The sequence below is a fragment of the Cognatishimia sp. F0-27 genome (genome assembly GCF_020667845.1).
GTDB lineage: Bacteria > Pseudomonadota > Alphaproteobacteria > Rhodobacterales > Rhodobacteraceae > JAFMPQ01.
The window spans coordinates 1-20407 of the sequence record NZ_JAFMPQ010000026.1 but is presented as its reverse complement, the minus strand read 5'-3'; the positions used below and the strand labels follow the sequence as shown (position 1 = coordinate 20407).

20 protein-coding genes are annotated in these 20407 nt (G+C 64.3%); 7 read left to right on the top strand and 13 right to left on the bottom strand.

Annotated features, from left to right (window positions below; translation table 11 throughout):
* Window positions 1–76: 76 nt before the first annotated feature.
* The gene (locus J1C49_RS14295; RefSeq protein ID WP_227446511.1) at window positions 77–643 is read left to right on the top strand and encodes a gamma-glutamylcyclotransferase family protein; all 567 of its coding nucleotides are present in this window, start codon (window positions 77–79) and stop codon (window positions 641–643) included.
* A gap of 32 nt (window positions 644–675) precedes the next feature.
* On the opposite strand, the gene J1C49_RS14290 is transcribed toward J1C49_RS14295, so the two are convergent.
* Together J1C49_RS14290 and gltX are read right to left on the bottom strand one after the other, a co-directional pair.
* Window positions 676–2082: an MATE family efflux transporter gene (locus J1C49_RS14290; RefSeq protein ID WP_227446510.1), complete on the bottom strand. Its 1407-nt coding sequence runs from the start codon at window positions 2080–2082 to the stop codon at window positions 676–678.
* A 321-nt stretch (window positions 2083–2403) separates the two neighbouring features.
* A complete protein-coding gene (gene gltX / locus J1C49_RS14285; protein WP_227446509.1) occupies window positions 2404–3729 on the bottom strand; it encodes a glutamate--tRNA ligase in 1326 nt (441 codons plus the stop codon).
* 121 nt (window positions 3730–3850) lie between these two features.
* On the opposite strand from gltX, the gene J1C49_RS14280 reads away from it, so the two are divergent.
* Window positions 3851–4795, top strand: coding sequence for a 1-phosphofructokinase family hexose kinase (locus tag J1C49_RS14280; RefSeq protein WP_227446508.1), 945 nt, complete (start codon window positions 3851–3853; stop codon window positions 4793–4795).
* A gap of 46 nt (window positions 4796–4841) precedes the next feature.
* On the opposite strand, the gene J1C49_RS14275 is transcribed toward J1C49_RS14280, so the two are convergent.
* Window positions 4842–6065 carry an MFS transporter gene (locus J1C49_RS14275; protein ID WP_227446507.1) on the bottom strand — a complete coding sequence of 408 codons (1224 nt, stop codon included), beginning with the start codon at window positions 6063–6065 and terminating at the stop codon, window positions 4842–4844.
* A gap of 158 nt (window positions 6066–6223) precedes the next feature.
* Here J1C49_RS14275 and thpR point away from each other — a divergent pair, with 158 nt between their 5' ends.
* Window positions 6224–6760 carry an RNA 2',3'-cyclic phosphodiesterase gene (thpR, locus tag J1C49_RS14270; RefSeq protein WP_227446506.1) on the top strand — a complete coding sequence of 179 codons (537 nt, stop codon included), beginning with the start codon at window positions 6224–6226 and terminating at the stop codon, window positions 6758–6760.
* Between the two features lie 102 nt (window positions 6761–6862).
* Entirely contained in the window at window positions 6863–7258 is a 396-nt protein-coding gene (locus J1C49_RS14265; protein WP_227446505.1) for a metallopeptidase family protein, read from the top strand.
* Window positions 7259–7294: 36 nt separating this feature from the next.
* Here J1C49_RS14265 and J1C49_RS14260 read toward each other — a convergent pair whose 3' ends face one another.
* Window positions 7295–7882, bottom strand: coding sequence for a thymidine kinase (locus J1C49_RS14260; protein ID WP_227446504.1), 588 nt, complete (start codon window positions 7880–7882; stop codon window positions 7295–7297).
* A gap of 371 nt (window positions 7883–8253) precedes the next feature.
* Between J1C49_RS14260 and J1C49_RS14255 the strand changes: the two genes are divergently transcribed.
* Both J1C49_RS14255 and J1C49_RS14250 read left to right on the top strand, forming a co-directional pair.
* Window positions 8254–8712 carry a hypothetical protein gene (locus tag J1C49_RS14255; RefSeq protein WP_227446503.1) on the top strand — a complete coding sequence of 153 codons (459 nt, stop codon included), beginning with the start codon at window positions 8254–8256 and terminating at the stop codon, window positions 8710–8712.
* A gap of 120 nt (window positions 8713–8832) precedes the next feature.
* Window positions 8833–9903, top strand: a complete 1071-nt coding sequence (locus tag J1C49_RS14250) for a hypothetical protein (protein ID WP_227446502.1) — start codon at window positions 8833–8835, stop codon at window positions 9901–9903.
* A gap of 133 nt (window positions 9904–10036) precedes the next feature.
* On the opposite strand, the gene rimO is transcribed toward J1C49_RS14250, so the two are convergent.
* Both rimO and J1C49_RS14240 read right to left on the bottom strand, forming a co-directional pair.
* Entirely contained in the window at window positions 10037–11401 is a 1365-nt protein-coding gene (rimO, locus tag J1C49_RS14245) for a 30S ribosomal protein S12 methylthiotransferase RimO (protein ID WP_227446501.1), read from the bottom strand.
* Window positions 11402–11610: 209 nt separating this feature from the next.
* Complete coding sequence (locus J1C49_RS14240) at window positions 11611–12213, bottom strand: GcrA family cell cycle regulator (protein WP_227446500.1); 603 nt, start codon at window positions 12211–12213, stop codon at window positions 11611–11613.
* A gap of 170 nt (window positions 12214–12383) precedes the next feature.
* On the opposite strand from J1C49_RS14240, the gene J1C49_RS14235 reads away from it, so the two are divergent.
* Entirely contained in the window at window positions 12384–13223 is an 840-nt protein-coding gene (locus tag J1C49_RS14235; protein ID WP_227446499.1) for an ABC transporter permease, read from the top strand.
* Between the two features lie 172 nt (window positions 13224–13395).
* On the opposite strand, the gene J1C49_RS14230 is transcribed toward J1C49_RS14235, so the two are convergent.
* The 7 genes from J1C49_RS14230 to J1C49_RS14200 form a co-directional block, all read right to left on the bottom strand.
* Window positions 13396–14517 (bottom strand): cobalamin-independent methionine synthase II family protein, encoded by a 1122-nt coding sequence (locus J1C49_RS14230; protein ID WP_227446498.1) that lies wholly within the window; start codon window positions 14515–14517, stop codon window positions 13396–13398.
* 148 nt (window positions 14518–14665) lie between these two features.
* A complete protein-coding gene (locus tag J1C49_RS14225) occupies window positions 14666–15319 on the bottom strand; it encodes a trans-aconitate 2-methyltransferase (protein ID WP_227446497.1) in 654 nt (217 codons plus the stop codon).
* On the bottom strand, window positions 15307–16272 hold the full coding sequence (locus tag J1C49_RS14220) for a cupin domain-containing protein (protein ID WP_227446496.1): 966 nt from the start codon (window positions 16270–16272) through the stop codon (window positions 15307–15309). Before J1C49_RS14220 ends, J1C49_RS14225 begins: the two co-directional genes overlap by 13 nt.
* A 106-nt stretch (window positions 16273–16378) precedes the next feature.
* Window positions 16379–17368, bottom strand: a complete 990-nt coding sequence (locus tag J1C49_RS14215) for an ester cyclase (protein ID WP_227446557.1) — start codon at window positions 17366–17368, stop codon at window positions 16379–16381.
* A gap of 37 nt (window positions 17369–17405) precedes the next feature.
* Window positions 17406–18425, bottom strand: a complete 1020-nt coding sequence (locus J1C49_RS14210; protein WP_227446495.1) for a LacI family DNA-binding transcriptional regulator — start codon at window positions 18423–18425, stop codon at window positions 17406–17408.
* Window positions 18426–18546: 121 nt separating this feature from the next.
* Window positions 18547–19311: an SDR family NAD(P)-dependent oxidoreductase gene (locus J1C49_RS14205; RefSeq protein ID WP_227446556.1), complete on the bottom strand. Its 765-nt coding sequence runs from the start codon at window positions 19309–19311 to the stop codon at window positions 18547–18549.
* A gap of 9 nt (window positions 19312–19320) precedes the next feature.
* Window positions 19321–20319 (bottom strand): ester cyclase, encoded by a 999-nt coding sequence (locus tag J1C49_RS14200; RefSeq protein WP_370639419.1) that lies wholly within the window; start codon window positions 20317–20319, stop codon window positions 19321–19323.
* Window positions 20320–20407: the final 88 nt, after the last annotated feature.

Genomic DNA, 20407 nt, shown 5'->3' with positions numbered 1-20407 from the left:
GCTTGCTGACTTATAGCTTAGGCGATTTCTGAAAGCGGAGTTTGACTTACATCAACCAACGGCAACAAAATCGGGTATGAAAGACACGTATTTCTTCGGATATGGCTCATTGGTCAATGCCATGACCCATAGTTTTGCCCCTGTGCACACGGCTCGGCTCAACGGATGGACCCGCTCCTGGGTCGCCACGCGGGAGCGCCGGGTTGCCTATCTCACGGCGATTCCCTCACCTGGCGCCTCGATTGACGGGCTTATCGCGCCGGTTTCAGGGCCCGATTGGCACAGCCTCGACGAAAGGGAGCGCGCCTATGCCCGCCATGCCGTCGCAGCGCAGGTTGAAACCGGCTGCGATACTGCCCGGACCATTGCGGTCTATGCCATAGAGCCGGACAAGCGCTTGCCGCCATCACGCGATCACCCGGTCTTGCTGAGCTATCTCGACGTCGTGATCCAGGGATATCTGCATCGCTTCGGACCGGATGGCGCCGCACGTTTCTTTCAAACCACCCAAGGCTGGGATTCCCCCATCCTCGATGACAGGGCCGCTCCGCAATACCCGCGGGCCCAAACCCTCACCGCCCCGGAACAGGCCTTTGTGGACGCGCATCTGACGGCGTTGAAGGCGCGCATCATCACGGATTGAGCAAGCGCCCCTCCGGTTGGATCGTCAGTGCCTCAGCGTCGATGCATGAAGAGCGAGAGGATCCGGCCATGCCGCCGCTGAAACGGCTCTTCGTCGCTCGCTGTCTCAGGTGACGGTGACGTCGTGTTGGGGATCACACGGCGCAAAAGCCCCCAGGCCACGGCACCAAAAAGCACACCGCCAACCGCCTGCCCGATCAGAACCCCCGGCGCCCCGAGCCACCATGCGCCCAGCATGACAAGCGGGACCGTTCCAAGCGTATGCCGGCCCCAGTTGACCAGCGTGGAATAGAACGGCTTGCCGAGATTGTTGAACGCCGCGTTGCAGACAAAAAGCAGCCCGTTGAAGAAAAAGACCAGCGCGAGCGGGCCGCAGAACAAAAATACCAGGTCGCGTGTCACCCCTTCGGCATCGAACAAAGCGGCAATCGGGCCGCGCAACCCAAAAAGCAACGCGGTCATGCCGCCCACGAACAGCGCCGTGAAAAGGATCGCGGCCTGCACCGCGCCCCGCACCCGTGCGCTGTCTCCCGCTCCCGCGTTCTGCCCGATGATTGGGCCGACAGCGCCGGACAGCGCAAAGATCACCCCGAAGGCGAGGGGCGTCAGGCGTCCGACAATGGCCATGCCCGCCACAGCGGCTTCGCCAAACTCGGCCATGGCCCGTGTGACAAAAGCCTGTCCCACCGGGGTTGCCAATTGCGTCAGGATCGCCGGAACGGCAATCGCCGCCACCATCCGCAAGTCGCCAAGCATCGCGCCGAGGGACGGCCTGTCCAACCCGCCATGCTTGCGAAAAATCGGCACAAGCGCGGTCGCGGCGATCACGAGACGCGCGGCCACCGACGCCAATGCCGCCCCGGTGAGTTCCAGATCGAGCCCGAAGATCAGAATCGGGTCCAGCACCGCGTTTGTGGCCCCGCCATACAGCGTTGCCATCATGGCCCCTCTTGCATCCCCGTGTGCCCGGAGGATGGCCCCGCCCATCATGCCGACCATCAGCGCCGGCAAGGTCGGCACGATGATCTGAAGATAGAGCACGGCAAGATCCGCCGTTTCGCCCTCTGCCCCCAGCAATTCCACGATCGCACGCAGGTTGAGCCAGACGACCGCCGCAAAAACCGCACCAAACACAACACCGAGAGCCAGCGCATTGGATGCCTTGGTGCGTGCGGCTTCCTCTTCACCGGCCCCGAGTGAGCGCGCCACAAGCGCACCCGCCGCGATGGCCATGCCGATCCCGAAAGAGGTCGTGAAAAACAGAATCGCGCCCGCATAACCAATGGCGGCGGCAAGCTCTGCCTTGCCGAGCATGGCGATGAAGATCATGTCGACGAAATCGACCGCGAAAATCGCCATCAGCCCGACCGAGGCGGTCAACGACATCACCGTGACGTGGCGGAACAGGTTGCCCGTCAGGAACTTCGCTTGATCCGCCATGGTCGTCTCCCGCTGCTGCGCGCAGAAAACGCGCTGAAAAATTCACAAGGTCAAAACCTGTGTCGCCGCGCGGATCACGGCGAAGCGGCGCAGGAGCCGCCGTTTCCACAACACCGCAAAGACCAGCCTACCAACAAAAGGCGCCGCCAGTTTCCTTGTATGCCTGCAAAACCCTCCAAGGGCGAGAGGTTCACCACACCCCACAAGCGCCGGCCCCCGTCAGCACGGGGTCACCTCTGTCTGCACAAGCGCGCGCCCGGCCGGACGGGCTTGCTCCTGCCGCAAAAATGCGGACAAGAGCGCCCCCGGCACAGGACGCGATCAGCGCAAGCCGGGCTTGACCTGCAGGAGCGGCATGAGCTCCGCCATTTCCGGGCCGCGCTGGCGCCCGGTCACCGCCTTGCGCAACGGCATGAAAAGCCCCTTGCCCTTGCGCCCCGTTGCCTCCTTCACCGCGGAGGTCCACGCGCTCCAGGTGTCGTCGGTATAAGGCGGATCGCCCAGCATCTCGAAGGCCTGCTCCACGAAGGCGCGGTCGTCCTCGTCGACAAGCGGCTCTGCACCCTCGCTGAAGAGCGTCCACCACGCCGCAAGATCCTTGCGCGTGGTGATGTTTTCGCGCGTGACCTTCCAGAAGAGCGCGGCCTTGTCCGCCGGCACGCCCAGCGCTGCCACGTCTTCGGCCACCGCGTCGAGTTCCAACCCGTGCAATTTCCGCGCGGTCAGCGGATAGAGGTCATCCACATCGAATTTCGTCGGCGCGGAGCCGAATTGCGACGGATCAAACCCGTCCGCGATTTCATCGAGGCTCATGCGCAGTTCCACCGGCTGCGACGAGCCCAGCCGCGCCATCAAAGACAACAGCGCTTCGGGTTCGACACCCGCCTCGCGCAGGTCCCGCAGCGACAACGTGCCAAGCCGCTTGGAAAGCGACTCGCCCTGTGGACCGGTCAGCAACGAATGATGCGCAAATGCCGGTGGCTCACCGCCCAGCGCGCGGATCATCTGGATCTGCGTCGCGGTGTTGGTCACGTGATCGTTGCCGCGCACCACATGAGTCACGCCCATCTCCATGTCATCGACGACGGAGGCCAACGTATAGAGCACCTGCCCGTCCGCGCGGATCAAAACCGGGTCCGACACGGATGCTGCATCAATGGAAACGTCGCCCAGAATGCCATCGTCCCATGTGATCCGCTCATGATCGAGCTTGAAACGCCACACCCCATCGCCACGCTCCGCCCGCAGCGCAGCCTTTTCGTCCTCTGACAAGGCCAGCGCCGCCCGGTCGTAAACCGGCGGCTTGCCCATGTTGAGCTGTTTCTTGCGCTTGAGATCAAGCTCGGTCGGCGTCTCGAACGCCTCATAAAACCGCCCCATGCCACGCAACCGGTCGGCGGCTTCCGCGTAACGGTCAAGACGCTGGGACTGGCGCTCCATCCGGTCCCATGTCAGGCCGAGCCATTCAAGATCTTCGCGAATCGCATCGACATAGGTCTCTTTCGAGCGCTCCGGGTCTGTGTCGTCGATCCGCAGGATAAACGTGCCGCCGGACTTGCGGGCGATCAGGTGATTGAACAGCGCGGTGCGCAGGTTACCCACATGGATATAGCCGGTGGGCGATGGCGCAAATCGGGTCACGGTCATGGGCTGGGCTCTCCTTGGAGGTTGCGTGTTTTCACAGCCGCGCCGATTTGTCCAGTTCTGCCCCTTCCCCTGACCCGTGGTGCCGATCATCATCGCGGCAAAACGGAAGGCCACACAGCTCATGAGCCAAATTCTGACACTGACCTTGAATCCGGCGCTCGATCTCGCGACCGAAGCCGCCAGCGTCCTGCCCGGGCCAAAACTGCGCTGTGCCGCGGAACGCGCGGAACCGGGCGGCGGGGGCGTCAATGTCGCGCGGGCGATCAGGCACCTCGGCGGCGCGGCGCTGGCTGCTGTGGCGCTGGGGGGCGCGCGGGGCGAGGCGCTCGCGGCGCTGCTTGCGCAGGCAGGGCTGGATACCTTGCGACTTGATGGGCCGGGTGAGACGCGGCTCAGCTTTGCCGTGACAGACCGCGCGACACACGGCCAATACCGCTTTGTGCTGCCCGGCCCGGTCTGGAGTGATGCGGCTATGGATCAGGCTACAGAAACCCTGTCGGCCGCCGCTGACCCGGAAGCCATCGTGGTCTTGTCCGGCAGCATGCCGCCCGGCGCCGATACCGGGTTCTGCACCCGCATGGTGGCCGCGCTGGGCCCGGGGCGTCGGGTTGTGATCGACACCTCCGGGCCGCATCTGGCCGCTCTTGCCGCCGGTCCGCAGCCGTGTCCGGAGATCTTGCGGATGGACAGCGAAGAAGCCGAAACGCTGACAGGCCGCGCGCTTCCTTCGCGCGGGGACAGCGCAGACTTCGCCGAAGCGCTGCGTGCCGGCGGGGCCGCGCGGTATGTGATCGTAGCGAGGGGGGCCGACGGGTCGGTGATGGCGGGTCCAAATGGGCGCGTGCATGTGAGTGCCGCGGATGTCCCGGTGCAATCGAAGATCGGCGCCGGGGACAGTTTCGTGGGTGGGTTTGTGCTGGCATTGTCGCGTGGTCAGCCGGCCCGGGAGGCGCTCCGCATGGGCGCGGCAGCGGCCTCGGCAGCCTGCATGACCAAGGGGACCGAACTATGCCGCAAGAGCGATGTGGCGCGCCTGCTGCCCGACACGGTTCTGACATCGCTCTGAATTGAACCTTTGCACCGCACAGCATGCGCCGCATGTCTGGCTAGGCTCAGCCCGTGGCGCGCTGCGCGTCAGTGGCGATCTCTTTCGGCCAGACCCACGCAGCCATCAGGACCCCCGCCGCGCCAAGCCCGCTCATGACGCACAAGGCCCATCCAAAACCCAACGCCTGGCCGGCCCAGCCCGCCAGCGGGTAGGACAGAAGCCAGCATGCATGGCTGAGGGCAAACTGTGCCGCAAAGAGTGCGGCATGGGTTCCCGCTTGTCCGGAGCGGCGGATCAACCGCCCCGACGGGGTCATCACCGCAGATTGCAGCGCGCCTGCAAGCATCAGAGCGGCAAGGCCAGCCAACACCGGCGGCGGCCCCTGTAGGGCCAGCAACAGGCCCGCCACAAGCCCCAGCCCGGCCAGTCCCGCCCCCGCGCGCAGCATCACCGTTCGGTCGGCGACCCGCTCCAGCAGGGCAGGAAGTGCAAGCGCGCTGGCCATGGACCCGGCACCGAACACCGCCATGGCCAGCGCGAGACCGCTTTCGCTGCTGCCATAGACGCCGCGCACGAGAACAACCGTGTTCACCAGCACAAACGCACCCACCATCGCCACGCAAAAGTTGAGAGACAGCAATCCGCGCAGGCGCGGCGTCAGGAGATATCGACTGATCCCCGCCGTCACCCGGCGACGAAACGACCCTTCCACCGCGCGCGCCCTTGGCACCCGCGCCAGAGCGACCAGACAGGCCGAGGCCAGAAAACCGAGCGCGGTGCCCGCAAACAGACTTTCGAACGGCACAAGAAGCAAGGCCAGACCGGCAAGTGCCGGACTTGTCAAATTCTCCATGTCATAGGCCAGTCGCGACAGGGAAAGGGCACGGGTGTACTCCCCTTCATCCGGCAGGAGATCCGGCAGAACCGATTGATAGGCCGGGGTAAAGGTTGCCGACGCGGCCTGAAGCACAAACACCAAAGCGAAGACCTGCCAGAGTTCGCTGACGAAAGGCAGGCACAGGGCGGCCGCCGCCCGGACCAGATCGGCGGCTATCAGAACGGTCTTGCGCGGGGCGCGCGCCACAAGGGCCTGCGCGATCGGCGACAGCCCGACATAGGCGATCATCTTGATGGCAAAGACGGTGCCAAGCACGCCGCCTGCCCCCTCGCCCGCGATCTCGAAGGCCAGAAGCCCCAGCGCGACCGTCATCAGACCCGTTCCAGTCAGCGCGACCACTTGCGCTCCGAAAAGCCGTGCATAATCGCGATTGTGTCTCAGCGGTCCCATGGCGATCAGCCTAGGGGCGACAGCCTGCCCTTGTATAGGGTCCGGAAGGGTTTCAGCGGCCGTTCACGCGCAGCCACGCTCGCACCGGCCCTGCGTCGCGGGCGCGGCCTGCGCGGCGCGGTCTTTTCAAGCCGGCGCGGTTATGGCAGGTCGCTGCCATGCGCCTCTTTATCGCCTTGCCTCTGCCAGACGATGCCCGCGCCGCCGTCACGGCGCTGCAAAGCCGCCTGCCCGACGGGCGGCCAGTGCCGGAGGAACAGCTGCATATCACGCTCGTTTTTCTCGGCGAACAACACGGCGATGCGGCAGAGGCCTGTCACGAAGCGCTCGAAACCCTCATGCTGCCCGCGTTTGACATCCGCCTGACCGGCCCGGTGCTTTTCGGCGGTCGGCACGGACGCGCGCTGGGGCTTCATGCCGATGGCGGCGCGCCTCTGGTGGCGCTGCATGACCGTATCCGATCCCGCCTGCATGGCGCAGGGGTCGACGTTGAAAGACGTCGGTTCCGACCGCATCTGACACTCGCGCGTCTGCGGGCGGGAACGGACCCCGCTGCGGGATACGAGACGTTGATCGGACATGACCTGCCGCCATTTGCGGCGGAACGCTTTTTGCTTGTCCATTCGACCCTCCGCCCCGAAGGTGCGCTGCATGAGACACTGGCCGAGTATCCGCTGGGGCTTTGCTCCGCATGACCTGACCATCCACGCCGGTCCCCTTGCCACGGGCCGCACCCCCGCTCGGGCGGTCATGATGTGGGCGTGGACCGGCGGCACCAACACCGGGGACCCGTGCCCGTGACCACGACAGACACCTCGTCCTCACGCTTTGAAACCGTTGCGCGCGCCACGGTGAGCGGCTTCCCCGAACCCTTTGCGGGGGCGGCGCGGCACGTTCTCTTGCGCGTCGAGGACATGCCCCCGGCGGAAATCCTGGCGGAGTTCGAGATGGACGACCCGCTCGAATTGACCGGGCTTTATGATGGCATTCCAATGACGGAAAAGAGCGTTTCGGACCCGTCTCCCTTTCCGGATACGGTCTGGCTGTTCCGGCAACCCATCCTGGCCGAATGGCGGGACAGGGGGGACGTTACACTCGACGAGTTGATCGCGCATGTGACCGTGCACGAATTTGCGCATCACTTCGGCTGGTCGGATGACGACATCGCCACCATTGACCGTTGGTGGGAATAACCGGCGGCCGCGAGCGGTCAACGCCCGGTCCGACGCTCAGCCAGGCGTGTCACCCATCGCCTCGCGCCAGTGCAGACGGCACAGGCTGACATACGTCTCGTTGCCGCCAATCTGGATCTGCGCCCCGTCGCGCAACACCGCCCCATCGTGCCCTTGCCGCACCACCATCGTTGCCTTCTTGCCGCAATGGCAAATCGTGCGGACTTCGCGCATCTCGTCCGCCAGTGCCAGAAGCGCGGCGGAGCCCGGAAACAGTTCACCCCGAAAGTCGACACGCAGACCGTAGCACATGATCGGCACGCCAAGGTCATCCACCGCCCGGGCGAGTTGCCATACCTGCTTGGCGGTCAGGAACTGCGCCTCATCGATGAACACACAGGCCACCGCCCCCTGTTCGAGCCGCGCAGCGATCTTGGCAAACAGGTCCGCATCCGTCTCGAAGCCGTCTGCCTCCCGGCCCAGCCCGATCCGGGACCCGATACGCCCCTGACCCGCACGCGTGTCGAGCGCGGCGGTCATGAGATAAGTCTCCATCCCGCGTTCGTTGTAGTTATGCGCGGCCTGCAAGAGCAGGGTCGATTTGCCCGCGTTCATCGTGGAGTAATGAAAATAGAGCTTGGCCATGGCGCGCTGATGCCCCAGACGCGAGGCTGAAGGCAAGGGCTCGGCGTCGGGAAACGTGGCATTTGTCGGGTTGCAGACAATAGCGCGGCACCGGAGCTCACAAGGGGGTTGGAACTCCGGCGCCGCAACAGGCCTGCAAGCACTTTGCCCGGATTTTGGACAAAACCCGCCAGACCCTGTTCTCCGGGGAGAAAACGGAGCCTGGCGGGGCCACAACACCGCCAGCGGTGTGGGCAAGCCGGTGCCCGTCTCGCTGCGGGCTTGAAAAGAGACATGACATTGCGCTGCCCGACCTTTAAGGGGAATATCGGCGCCCGGTTCCCGCTGGGGCATGCGCCGGCGGAAAAGCGAAGCAAGATGCAAGGGATGGCATGTCGACAGTCGGGCGGTATCTCAAGAAACACACCGAAGCCTTGGTCAAGGATATCGGGGTCGAAGCAGCCTGTGAGTTGACGGGCAAATCCAAGGCAACGCTTGGCCGCTATTATTCGGATTACGACGAGCACGCGGACAGGTTCATGCCGATCGACGCGGTGGCTGCTCTCGAAGAGGCGTCGAGCTATCCACATGTCACTTCGGCGCTGGCCGAACTCAAGGGCATCTCGCTGCAATTCGATGAACGGCGCCGCAATGAGAAAACGAGCGGTGGCGTGAATGCCGATGTGATTGCCCTGTCACAGAGATTTGCGATGCTGATGGCAGAATATCATCAATCCATTGCAGATGGCGTGATCACGGCCAATGAGGCCAAGCGGCTCCTCAAGGAAACGCTCACGATCCAGCAAGTGCTGATCGACATGAAGCTGCACCTCGAAGACGAGACGCAATAACGCACCGGACAGTCCGGGCCAGATCCGCACGAAACGCATCGCGATCAAGGCAGCAACCGCGAGCCTTGATGCGTTCTTTTTCGGATGGCACCATGTTGCCATTCTCGGAAAGGAGTTTTCATGCAGGACGATTTTGACGCTCAGGGCGCGGACGATCCCGGCCCCGCGGACGCCGCCCAGCCACCCTTTCTCACCGATCCCTATGAATTGCGGCAGCGCATACAGCAGCAGGGCCTGCCAATGCTCCATGCCATGCGGGACATCATGCGGCAGGTTCCTCCGGACCAGATGACCCTGTCGCCCTTCGGTGCAAAGGGTCTGGCAGAAGATGCGATGGGTGCCATGGCAGCGGATGCGCGCGCCTTTCTCGAAGAGCTGCCCGATCCCTTTCAGACCCCCGACGATCTGGACAGCATCGGCCTCGCCATTGCCACAAGCCGGCAAGACCGTGAGGAAAAACGCGAAGATCCGCGCCTTGGAAAGCTCATCTCGGTCTGGGCCGCATGGTTTGGCGGGTTCGCCCCAACCGGTCGCGACATGGGCAAACCCGTTGTCGTGCATGTGCCAATTTTTGATTACGTGGTCGATCCGTGGGTGGAAAAGGCGCTGACCGTGCAGGTGGATGCCGAGAACGAAACCGCGGGGAAAGCGTCTTTCGCGCTCAAGATCCGGGGCGTGGGGCTCTCAGGCTCCAGAAACTACGCGATCACCGATACGCGCTCCGGCGCACCGCGCGATCACAGCTTTCAGGTGGCTGTCCCCGTGTCTCTCACGCTGACGGAATATGAAGGGCCGATGCGGGGCGCCTATGTCTATACTGCCTGGCCAGGCGCACCGGAACCGCCGCGCACGCAACGCCCCCCGGACGCGCCGAATGGTGATGCGAGCTATGTGCACGTCACACCACCAGAAACCGCAAAGCCGCAGGTCGTTCCCTTTCTCAACAACGACGCTTTGGCGGAACCGACAACTCGCGCGATCAAGCGCGGGCATAGCCTGTCGGTTTCCGTGCCTTTCAAGATCGAGGATTGGCTTGAACTGGGGATCGACTGCGAGGCCACCGCGCGCATGGATATCGCGGTGACCGCCACCAAGAAAAAAGCTGATGCGCTCATGAAGCGGCAATTCAGGCTCGATGGGTTCAGGAAACCAACCATGATGGCCAAATGGGAGGTCTTTCCGGCCTCCTAGCCTCCGGCTCATCTGGATCCGGTGCGCATGTGCTGACCGGCAGCGCTGAACGGGCAGGTTCTGACCGACATCAGCGTGGCGCGGGTTGGAGGCCCAAGGCGATCCGTGCCGCGCCAAGACACCGGCGCAAACGTCAGATCAGGCGCCCCCAGAGATCGTATTCTCCCGCTTCATCCACCTCGACGGTCACGATATCGCCCGGCGTCAACGCTTCGAAGCCTTCGTCGATGAAGAGGTTGCCATCAATTTCCGGCGCGTCGCTCTGGGTTCGGCATGTGGCGCCATCGTCTTCGACGCTGTCCACGATCACCGGAATGCGGCGTCCGACCTTCGCTTCAAGCTTGGCTTCCGAAATGGCCTGCGCTTTCTGCATGAACCGCGCCCAGCGCTCCTGCTTGATTTCGTCGGGCACGTGATCAGGCAGCGCATTCGACCGCGCGCCATCCACGTTTTCATATTGGAAGCACCCCACACGATCGAGTTGCGCTTCGTCCATCCAGTCCAGCAGGACCTGGAATTCCTCTTCCGTCTCGCCGGGGTATCCAACGATGAAGGTGGAGCGCAGGGTGATATCCGGACACGCTGCGCGCCAAGCCGCGATCTCGTCGAGCGTGCGTTCGGCAGCCGCCGGTCGGGCCATACGGCGCAATGTGTCTGGATGCGCGTGCTGGAACGGGATGTCGAGGTAGGGCAAGACGCCGCCATCCGCCATCATCGGGATCAGGTCCCGCACATGCGGATATGGATAGACGTAGTGCAGCCGGATCCACGCCCCGAGCGACCCCAAATCCCGCGCCAGGTCCAGGATCGGGAATTTCGCCTCCCGATCCTTCCAGTCAGTCCCGTAGGCGGAGGTGTCCTGACTGATCACCAGAAGCTCGCGCACTCCGGCTTCAACCAGCTTTTCCGCCTCGCGCATCACCGCCCTGTGCGGACGCGAGGCGAGCCGACCGCGCATATCGGGGATGATGCAGAATTTGCATTTGTGGTTACAGCCCTCTGAAATCTTGAGATAGCTGTAGTGGCGTGGCGTCAGGCTGACGCCGGTCGCGGGCAAAAGGTCGATGAACGGGTCGGGAGCCGGGGGCACCGCCTTGTGCACCGCATCGAGAACCTGCTCGTATTGATGCGGTCCCGTCACCGCAAGCACCTTGGGGTGCGCTCCCGTGATGTAGTCGGGCTCCGCGCCCAAACAGCCGGTGACGATCACGCGGCCATTTTCGGCCAGAGCCTCACCGATGGCATCGAGGCTTTCCGCCTTGGCGCTGTCAAGAAAGCCGCAGGTGTTCACGATCACCGCATCGGCGCCGCTGTAGTCGGGCGAGATGCCATAGCCTTCGGCGCGCAACCGGGTCAGGATCCGCTCGCTGTCCACAAGGGCCTTGGGGCAGCCAAGGCTGACCATGCCGATCGTGGGCTGGCCGACGCGCGGACCGTCCATCGTGATTTTCGGAGCCGGGGCGAGGTCAGGACGGATATTTGGAGGATTCTGCGACATGGCTTGGGCTATACGCGCTGCCGCGCCGCACGAAAAGAGGCAAGCGCGATGCTGCCGGCGACCGGCCGCGTAGTCACATGCGAGATGAGACTGCGTGCGGTCCGTGAAGTCTGATTGCCATGTGTTGCCCTGATGCGGGGTCGGCATACCGGAGACCGCCCGGTGGCCTGCACGCATCCCGGTTCGGGTGCGACAGGCCAGGCGGCCGTTCAGCGGCGGCGATCACGCCGCGAGGACATGGGCTGGAACGCCACGCCCACATGGGCTTCGCAATAGGGCTTGCCCTGTTGCGTCGGCAAGCCGCAAAACCAGAAATCCGGCGTTGCGGGGTCGCCAACCGGCCATTTGCAGGTGCGTTCGGTCAGCTCCATGAGGCCCAGCTTCTTGGCTTTCTTTTCGATCTCGTTCACCCGGGCCAGCGCCTCGGGGCTGATCTCGTTGGCCGAGGGCTGCGGCGGCAGCGGCTGGCCTGCCGGAATGATTTGCTTGCGCGCGGGTGACGTGGCGGGCGGTTGCGCGGACTGGGTCTGCAATTCCGGGCGCGGTTCGGGCGTCGGGGCCGCGGCGGGCGGCGCTGCGGCCGGTTTCGACGGCTTGGCCTTGGGTTCCGCCTTCGGCTTGGCTTCGCTCTTTGCCGGTGACGCGGCGGTTGCGGCGCCGGAGCCCGCACGGTTCGAAAGCCCGAGACGGTGGACCTTGCCGATCACCGCATTGCGTGTCACGCCACCAAGCTCCTTGGCGATCTGGCTGGCGGACTGGCCTTCGCCCCACATCTTCTTGAGCAGCTCGACGCGTTCATCGGTCCAGGACATCGGTGTTCCTTTTGGATAAGCCGGCGCGACATGGCCGACGATCTGATCGAAAAAGGCGACCCCGGTTGCGGGCCGCCTCAACATTCCGGGTTAGCGCCCTATTCTAATCATCCATTTCTGAGTTACAAGGCGCGGCAAAGGCCGCAAGCGCCGAAAGGATCAATACTGGCATGAGTGAAACACCCCAATTGAGTGATGACCCCGCCACGCGCACCGGCTTCGCCCCGGGAGATCGCCGGTTTGGACGGGTTAACTGGCTCGGCCTCTATACCTTGGCCGCGCGCGAGATCATGCGCTTCACCAATGTCTGGACGCAGACGCTTCTTGCGCCTCTGGTCACCGCGGGGCTGTTCATGGTGATCTTTACCATCGCGATCGGCCCAAGGCGCGGAGATGTCATGGGCGTGGATTTCACCACCTTCATCGCCCCCGGCATCCTGATGATGACCGTGATCCAGAACGCCTTCGCCAACACCTCCTCTTCGATCGTGATCTCAAAGGTGCAGGGCAATATCGTCGATACGCTCATGCCGCCGCTGTCGGGAGGCGAATTGGTGCTGGGATATCTCGCCGGTGGCGTGGCACGCGGCGTTCTTGTGGCGATTGCCATCACGCTGGCGTTCTGGCTGTTTCTCGGGATCGTCCCGGCACATCCTCTGGTGATGCTGGCCTTTGTGGTGCTTGGCGCCGCGTTCCTGTCGTCGCTTGGCATGGTCGCGGGGATCTTTGCCAACAAGTTCGACCAGATGGCGGCGATCACCAATTTCATCGTCACGCCGCTCGCCTTCCTGTCGGGCACCTTCTACTCGGTCGAGGCACTGCCCGAAGGTCTCTACCAGATCACGCATCTGAACCCGGTCTTCTACCTGATCGACGGGGCGCGCTTTGGCATGATCGGGGTGTCGGACAGCCCGCCGTTGCTCGGCTTTGCGGTGGCGAGCGCGGCGACGGCGGCTGTATGTGCGCTGGCGTTGTGGTTCTTCCGGACGGGGTATCGGCTCAAGGCCTGACCCGGACCTGCCCGCCGGATCGAGGGGGCGTTCTGCTGTTCCACCGCGGCCGCCGCCCCCCTTTTGGACCCGTGGACGCAAAATCCGCGCGGCGCTTCAGACGCCGTGCCACCCCCCCGCACGCCAAGCCGCGATCCGGCCAAAGGAGGACCGGACCGCTGGCCAGACCCGCTCAGCGGACCTGCGCCGCCCCTTCGGCAAGCGCGCCCAGCTTGGCATAGGCAATTTCCGGATCGACCGCGCCGAATCCGGCGAAGGTTCCGAATCCGCAATCGGACCCGGCAATCACCCGGTCGTGGCCGACGATATCGACGAAGCGCTCGATTCGTTGCGCCACAAGGTCGGGATGCTCGACAAAGTTGGTCGTCGTGTCGACCACGCCCGGCACCAGCACCTTGTCTGCCGGGATATCCGCAGCGCGGTCGCGGAACACGGTCCATTCATGGCCATGCCGCGGATTGGATGTCTCGAACAGGGTGTAGCGCGCCTTGGCGGACATCAGCGTGTCGAACATCGTTGCCATCGGAATGTCACAGATATGCGGGCCCTCGTAATTGCCCCAGCAAATGTGGATCCGCACTTGCTCTTCCGGCACATCGGACAGGGCATGGTTGAGCGCCTCGACATGGCTCGCCGCGACCTTCAAGAACTCCGCGTCGCTCAGATCCGTAAAGAGCATGTGCCGTGACAGCGCGAGATCGGGGCAATCGAGTTGCAGATCCAGCCCGGAGGCGACGATGGTTTCGTACTCCTCCTTCATCGCATCGGCGAGCGCGGCAAGATACGCCTCCCGCGTCTTGTAGAAATCGTTCTGCAAGAACAGCGAAATGACACCCGGCGAGGCGGCGTTCATGAAACCGCGCTCGGCGCCATGCTCGGCCATCGCGGCCTTGAGGTTGGCAATGTCCTTCTGCAACTCGCCCTGCCCCTTGGACTTGACCTCTCCGACACACATGGGACGAGCGTATTGCGGTGTGCCGCCATCATCGGCGAGGCGCTTCAGAAAGCTCGGGAAGCGCTTGAGGTCCGCGGGCGCGTTGCGCGGGCTGTCGCCATCAAACCCGGTGTAGCGATCCTTGACATAGGTGGCATAGCTGATCTTGGAGGTCTCGCCATCGGATACGATATCGATGCCCGCCGCGCGTTGCTTGCGCACCGTTTCCGATACCGCGGCGGTCATCGCCGCATCGAATGCGGCCGGGTCATAGGGTTTTCCATGCTCGCGCGCAAAGATGAAATCGACCACCTCCTGCGTGCGGGGGAGTGATCCGACATGGGTGATCTGAATGGTCATGGTCTTTCCTTTGTCCTTGCCCTTGTTCTTGCGCAGCCCGCCCCGTGAGCCGGCCTATCCCGCTTTCGAGTGTGCTTTGTCGGCGTCTGGCCAACGCGCCGCGCACCGATGGTCGAGTGTTTCTTGCTTTGGGTTGGCGATCAAGAGGTCAGAGCTTGATGCCCATGAGGATCGAATGGCCGGCGCAATCCGGATCGTCGGCCAGAAAGGCGCTCATCCGCATCCCGGCCTTCTCGAGGCTTGCGGCGTAGTCGGCCGGTGACAGGCTGGCATGATACACGGTCTCGCCCTGCACCGTGCCGGTGACCTCGCCCGCCATTGGCCCGACCGTCACCATAAGCACACCGCCCGGCCCAAGGTGCTTTGCCAGACGCGGCAGGCAGGCGCGTTGTTCATCCGGTGTCAGGTGGAAGAAGCTGTTCCAGCCGACAATGCCGTCGAAGCGCTCCGGCAGATCCAGAAACCGCATGTCGCCCTGCCGCCAATCACCATCCGGCCAACGCCGCCGCGCAATGTCGAGCATCGCCCCGGCGTAATCGACACCCGTGAGCCGGAAGCCCTCGCCGATAAGCCATGCAGAGATCGGCTGACCGCTGCCGCACCCCAGATCGAGCACCCGGCCACCGCGCGGCAAATCGCGGGCAAAACGCGCAAGCCAGCGCGCCTCGAAGAACGCCCGGCTGCGATGCCGGTCAAACCCTTCCGCGTGACGCTCGTAAACCGCCCGTGTCTCCTCCGGCAGACCGGGATGGCCCAGCGCCGTGCCGGGAGGGTCGCTTTGCGACCCGCTCATCCGGTCCATGTCGCCCCGGCCGGATCGCCGGTTGCAACCACGTGGTAAAGCGCCGCGTCCCCGGTCATCGCGGGATAGGCCGTGTGCGCGAGCCCCTCCGGAACGCTCATCGTGTCGCCCGGTGCCAAGACCGTTTCGCCGCCATCCCAGACGACGCGCCAATGGCCGGTCACGGGCATCAGCACCGAGGGGTGATCATGGCTGTGCATCGCCTCGGTCGAGGACCCGCGCGTCATGAAGGCCACCTCGAATCCGGGTTTGTCGCGCAGCACGCCGGTCTCGCCGATCACCAGCACCGGCTTGCGATCCGCGAGCGCGTGCAGGTCCCAGTAGCGCGCCACATATCCCGGGACCACGTCTGTTGTGCTCGGTTCGGGATACCCCGCCAGATCCGCTTCGCTCAAAAGCGGCATCGGACCAACATCGTTGGGCAGCGCCTCGCCCTTCTTGGTGTCGTAAAGGCGGCCGTTTTCACCCAGAACAAGCCCGTGTGCGCCCGCCTCCTCGATCACCTGCGGCGCCCAGATCACACCGCCCCCCGCATCATCGCCGCCGAGGACGGCCATGATCATCCCGTAGTCTTCGCCGATATTCTCGAATCCGCGAAAGATCCCCGTGGGAATGTTGAAGATGTCGCCTTTTTCCAGCACGACCTCGCCCGCATCGCCGTGGCGCCCCCAGAAGAAGCGCCAGCGCCCGGACAGCACAAAGAACACCTCCGCCGTTCGGTGACTGTGCAGCGAGTTGCGGCATTTCGGCGGCTGACCGGCCGCTCCGATGTTGAAGCCATGCGGGATCGCGATGTGCACATGCTGGTCCGGGCTTTCCGACACGCCGCCACCGATGATCGTGAAGTTTTCCTTCTGGTCCGATCCGGGGGTGTGCGCGTCGATAAACGCGGTCTTGCAGGGTTTGAGTTCGCCATAGCGGACGATGCGGGACTGCATGTCGGCGGGGGTCATGGGGTCTTGCTCCTTGGTTGGCCCTCATCCGCCCGTTGGGCGGCCTCGGATAAAATGTCGTCGGCGCCGATCCGGATCACCCCGGCGCGCGGGTCTGTCTCGCCGGCTAAACGGCGCCTGTCTTGAGCAGGATCTGCTTCCACACGGACGTCTCGTCGAACAGTGTATACTCGCGCCGAAGCCGCGGCCGGGCGGCCCCAAGGGTGCCAAACTCGGCATGGGTAATCCCGAGCACATAGACCTCCGCACCGGTGGGCCGCCCGAAGGCGCCCCAGCCGTCATGCCTGCCATGCAGGCTCCAGCGCACGGCCGCACGCGGCGGCATATGCGGGTCTTCGCGCCCGATGACATGCTCCACGGTGAAGGTGGCCGACGGGAACGCGGCGCGCAGCCCCATCCAGAAGCGATCCGCCGGAGCCCAGCCATGCCCGGTGACCGCGCCGGGATATTCCAGATGCGCGGCACGATCATACTCGCCTTCGATCGCGGCCATATCCGCGCCCATGATGCGGGAAATCAAATCCGCCAGCGTCGCGCCCCAGGGGTTGTCATTGCCGCGCCCGGTATAGGGGCCGGGTTGATCCACCTCCGGGCTGAGGGGCTTCACGCAGGCATCCGGCCCCCCTTCCCGCGCAATGAGATCCCGCGCATAATCCGCCGGGTCCCACCCCATCTGTCGCACGATCGCGCCCTGGTCGCGGATCAGCCATTCGTCGTCGATCACGTTGTTTCTGGCGTGGCAATCGGCAAGGATCCGGTATTGCAGCGGCTTTCCGGTCGCCTTGCCATAGACCCCGTCGCCAAGATGTGTCGCGGTCGAAATGATCCGGTGCGAACTCAGCATGCCCTCTTCCGGCGTGCCGGACCAGATCACGTCCTCCCCCAGAAGCTGCCGGTCCGGGAACTCCGCCAATGTGGCCATGGTTGCTCCGATGACCGTTTCATTGCCAACCACCACCGAGCCGGGAGACCGCACAACGATATCGGGCGCATAGTAGCGATGCAGCGTGGCAATGCCGCGATCTTCCCAGATTTCCTTGGTGATCCCGATGATGTAATCGGGAAAATCCGCGAATTTTGCATCAAAGCCAGTCATCGGGCTGGCGTTTCCGGATGTCGCATCGGTCGTCATGTCAGGGGGTCCAGTCGTTGGGAATACGGGCGGAGCCGCGCAGAACCAGCGGGCTCTCGATAAACAGCTCAAGTGTTGGAGCATCCGGATTCTCGATCTGCTCGAGAAGAAGCTCCACAGTTTTCTCCACCATCAGGTTTGCACGCTGCCGCACGGTGGTCAGGTCATAAGCGGCCCAACCGGCCGTGGGCACATCGTCGAAGCCGACAACGGACACGTCATCTGGCACGGACAGGCCAAGCTCCGTGCGCAGCACGTCCATCACGCCGAAAGCCATATAGTCATTCGCCACAAAAACCGCGTCCGGCCGGTCCGGGCCGGAAAACATGCTGCGCGCCGCATCACGCGCCTGTTCCATGACAAAGTTGCCGACCGCGCGCGCGTGCAGCGTCATGCCTGCGGCGCTCAGCGCCTCACGGAACCCAAGCTCGCGCTCGATCTGGGTGGAGGCGCCCTCCCAGCCCGCAATATGCGCGATCCGCTTGTGACCGCCGGCAACCAGCAATTCCCCGACCCGACGCCCACCCGCGCGGTTGTTCGACATCACGGCGGAGGAGCCGTGCCCCTCCTGCGTCCGGTTGAAGAAAACCACCGGGACGCCGGCGGCCTTGCATCGCTGCGCGAGATCCGAGCTCAACGCAACCGAGGCCGCGATGATGCCGTCGACCTGATAATCGAGGATTTCCTCGACAACCGTGTCGATGTTCTTGGCCGTCTGTGACGCCATGAAAATCAACACGTGATATCCTTGGGTCTGCAAGGCGTTGGACAGTTTTTCAAGCGCGGCGGGATAGAAGTGGTTCTCCAGATACGCCACCACAAGTCCGATGATGCGGCTGCGCCCAGAGACCATCGCTCGGGCCAGAACATTCGGACGGTAACCAAGTTCCGCGGCGGCCTTGCGCACCTTGGCCGCCGTGGCAGGCGATGCCGAGGCGCCGGGCGTGAAAACACGGCTTACCGCGGATTGGCTGACCCCGGCACGGCGGGCGACCTCGGCAGATGTGATCCGACCGCTCACGAAGCGCCTCCATGGCCATCAGCACACGCCGGGCTGCGCTCCGCGCCGTCGTGATCGCAGGTGGTCGAAGGCTCTGTCCGTGGTCCGACGGGCCTCGCCGTCAATGCGCAGATCCGACAGGTCATTCCGCCGTCCAGCCGCCATCCACAAGGATCGCGCTGCCCGTGATCATCGCGGCCGCATCGGACGCGAGAAAGACCGCCACGCCCATCAGGTCCTCGACCTCACCCGCCCGTCCAAGCTTGATCTTGTCCTCGATCCAGGCCCGCCGCTCGGGGTTTTCAAATGTCGGCCGCGTCAGATCGGTGAGCACGAAGGTCGGACAGATCGTGTTGATCCGGATGCCGGCCTTGCCCCATTCGATGGCCATCGCCTTGGTGAAGCCCTCAACCGCGTGCTTGGTGGCGCAATACACACCCCGATCAATCCCGCCCACATGGGCCATCTGCGAGGAGATGGTGATGAGTGATCCCGGCTTGCCCGCTGCAAACAGCCCCTTGGCCACCGCCTGAGCGAGGAAATAAGCCCCCTTCACGTTCAGATCGGTGACGATGTCGTAATCCGCCTCCCGGGTCTCCAACGCCGGAGAATGCCGCGCAAGGCCGGCCGAATTGAGCAATATGTCAAACGGGCCTGCCGAGGCGACGGAGGCTGCGGTGGCCTCGACATCCGCCACATCCATCGCCATGGCGTCCGCCTCACAGCCTTCCGCACGCAAGGCGTCCGCCAACGCCTGAAGCGCCTCGATCCGTCGCGCGGCGAGCGTGACATGCGCCCCGGCCCGCGCCAGCGCAACCGCACAGCCCAGCCCGATCCCGGAGGAGGCCCCAGCCACAAGGGCGCGCCGGCCGTCGAGGCGGAAAGACGGGGTCTTCGGCAGGGACATCGTCATCGCTCACTTCCCTCCCGGAACGGTGATCGGCGCAACGGTGCGCGCCTTGTTGAATTCCCGCATGCGGCCCAACACGTCGACGCCCACCTGCCGGTAGAAATCCAGCAGATCGACCAGAACCCAGTTTTCCCGGATCAGCCCCTCTTCCACGCGCCAGAAATCCAGACTGCGCAGCAAGACCTCGCGCCCCGTCGGAGCAACACCCATCCAGCCGTCACCCGACAGCGTCAGCCGCATGTTCGGCCAACCGGTCTCGGCGGCATACTGACCCTGCCCGATCCAGTGCGACATCAGGTCCCCCATCGCGTCGAGCTTGCGGTCCGGCATGGCGCGCAGGAACGGGATCTGGTGCCAATTGCGAAACCCGGGCACCCCGCGCGCGGTGCCGATGCCCGCGGGCCCATACCAATTGAAGCGCGGATGCCAATACGTGTCGAGTTTCATCACCTCCGGGCCGCCTTCCGACGGATACCGGCAAAGGTCGGTGAGCATCGCAATCACCAGATCCACCGCCGCCTGCCCGTCACCTTCGATCGCCAACCCGTCCTGCGTCATCGGCGCCGGTGTGGCGAGGAACTTGCCAAGCTGCGGCGCCATCGGCCAGGCACCGGCCTGCATCATCAGTTCCGGAATGTCCCAGATAGCCTGCATTTCGGTGACAATGCCCGCCTCAATCCGGAAGAACTCATGATACCGCATATGCGCCAGATGTCCGGTCGGGGGGATGTCGAGGAACGGCGCCGTGAAGGTGCCCATATATTGCCCCATGCAGCCAATCCAGTGCTGGCCCTGCGGGGTCATCCCCTCGACAACGATCATGTCGCGGCGTTCAAGATCCGGCATCGCGCGCAGCAGGGGCCCCAGACAGGCGTCCCACCACCCGGAGCCGCCGCTCTGATCGTCAAACGGATGACACAGGCGCAAAGGCGCATCCGCCGCAAAGGCCGCCTGCACCGCGGCCGCACCCGTCTCGGCTTCCACCGCGCGCAAGGCCGCGCACATGTCATCGAATTTCGCCCTGTCCACGACGCTCATCATCCCAGTTTCTTCTGTCCGGAAATACCTCCGGGGGTGCGGGGGCAGCGCCCCC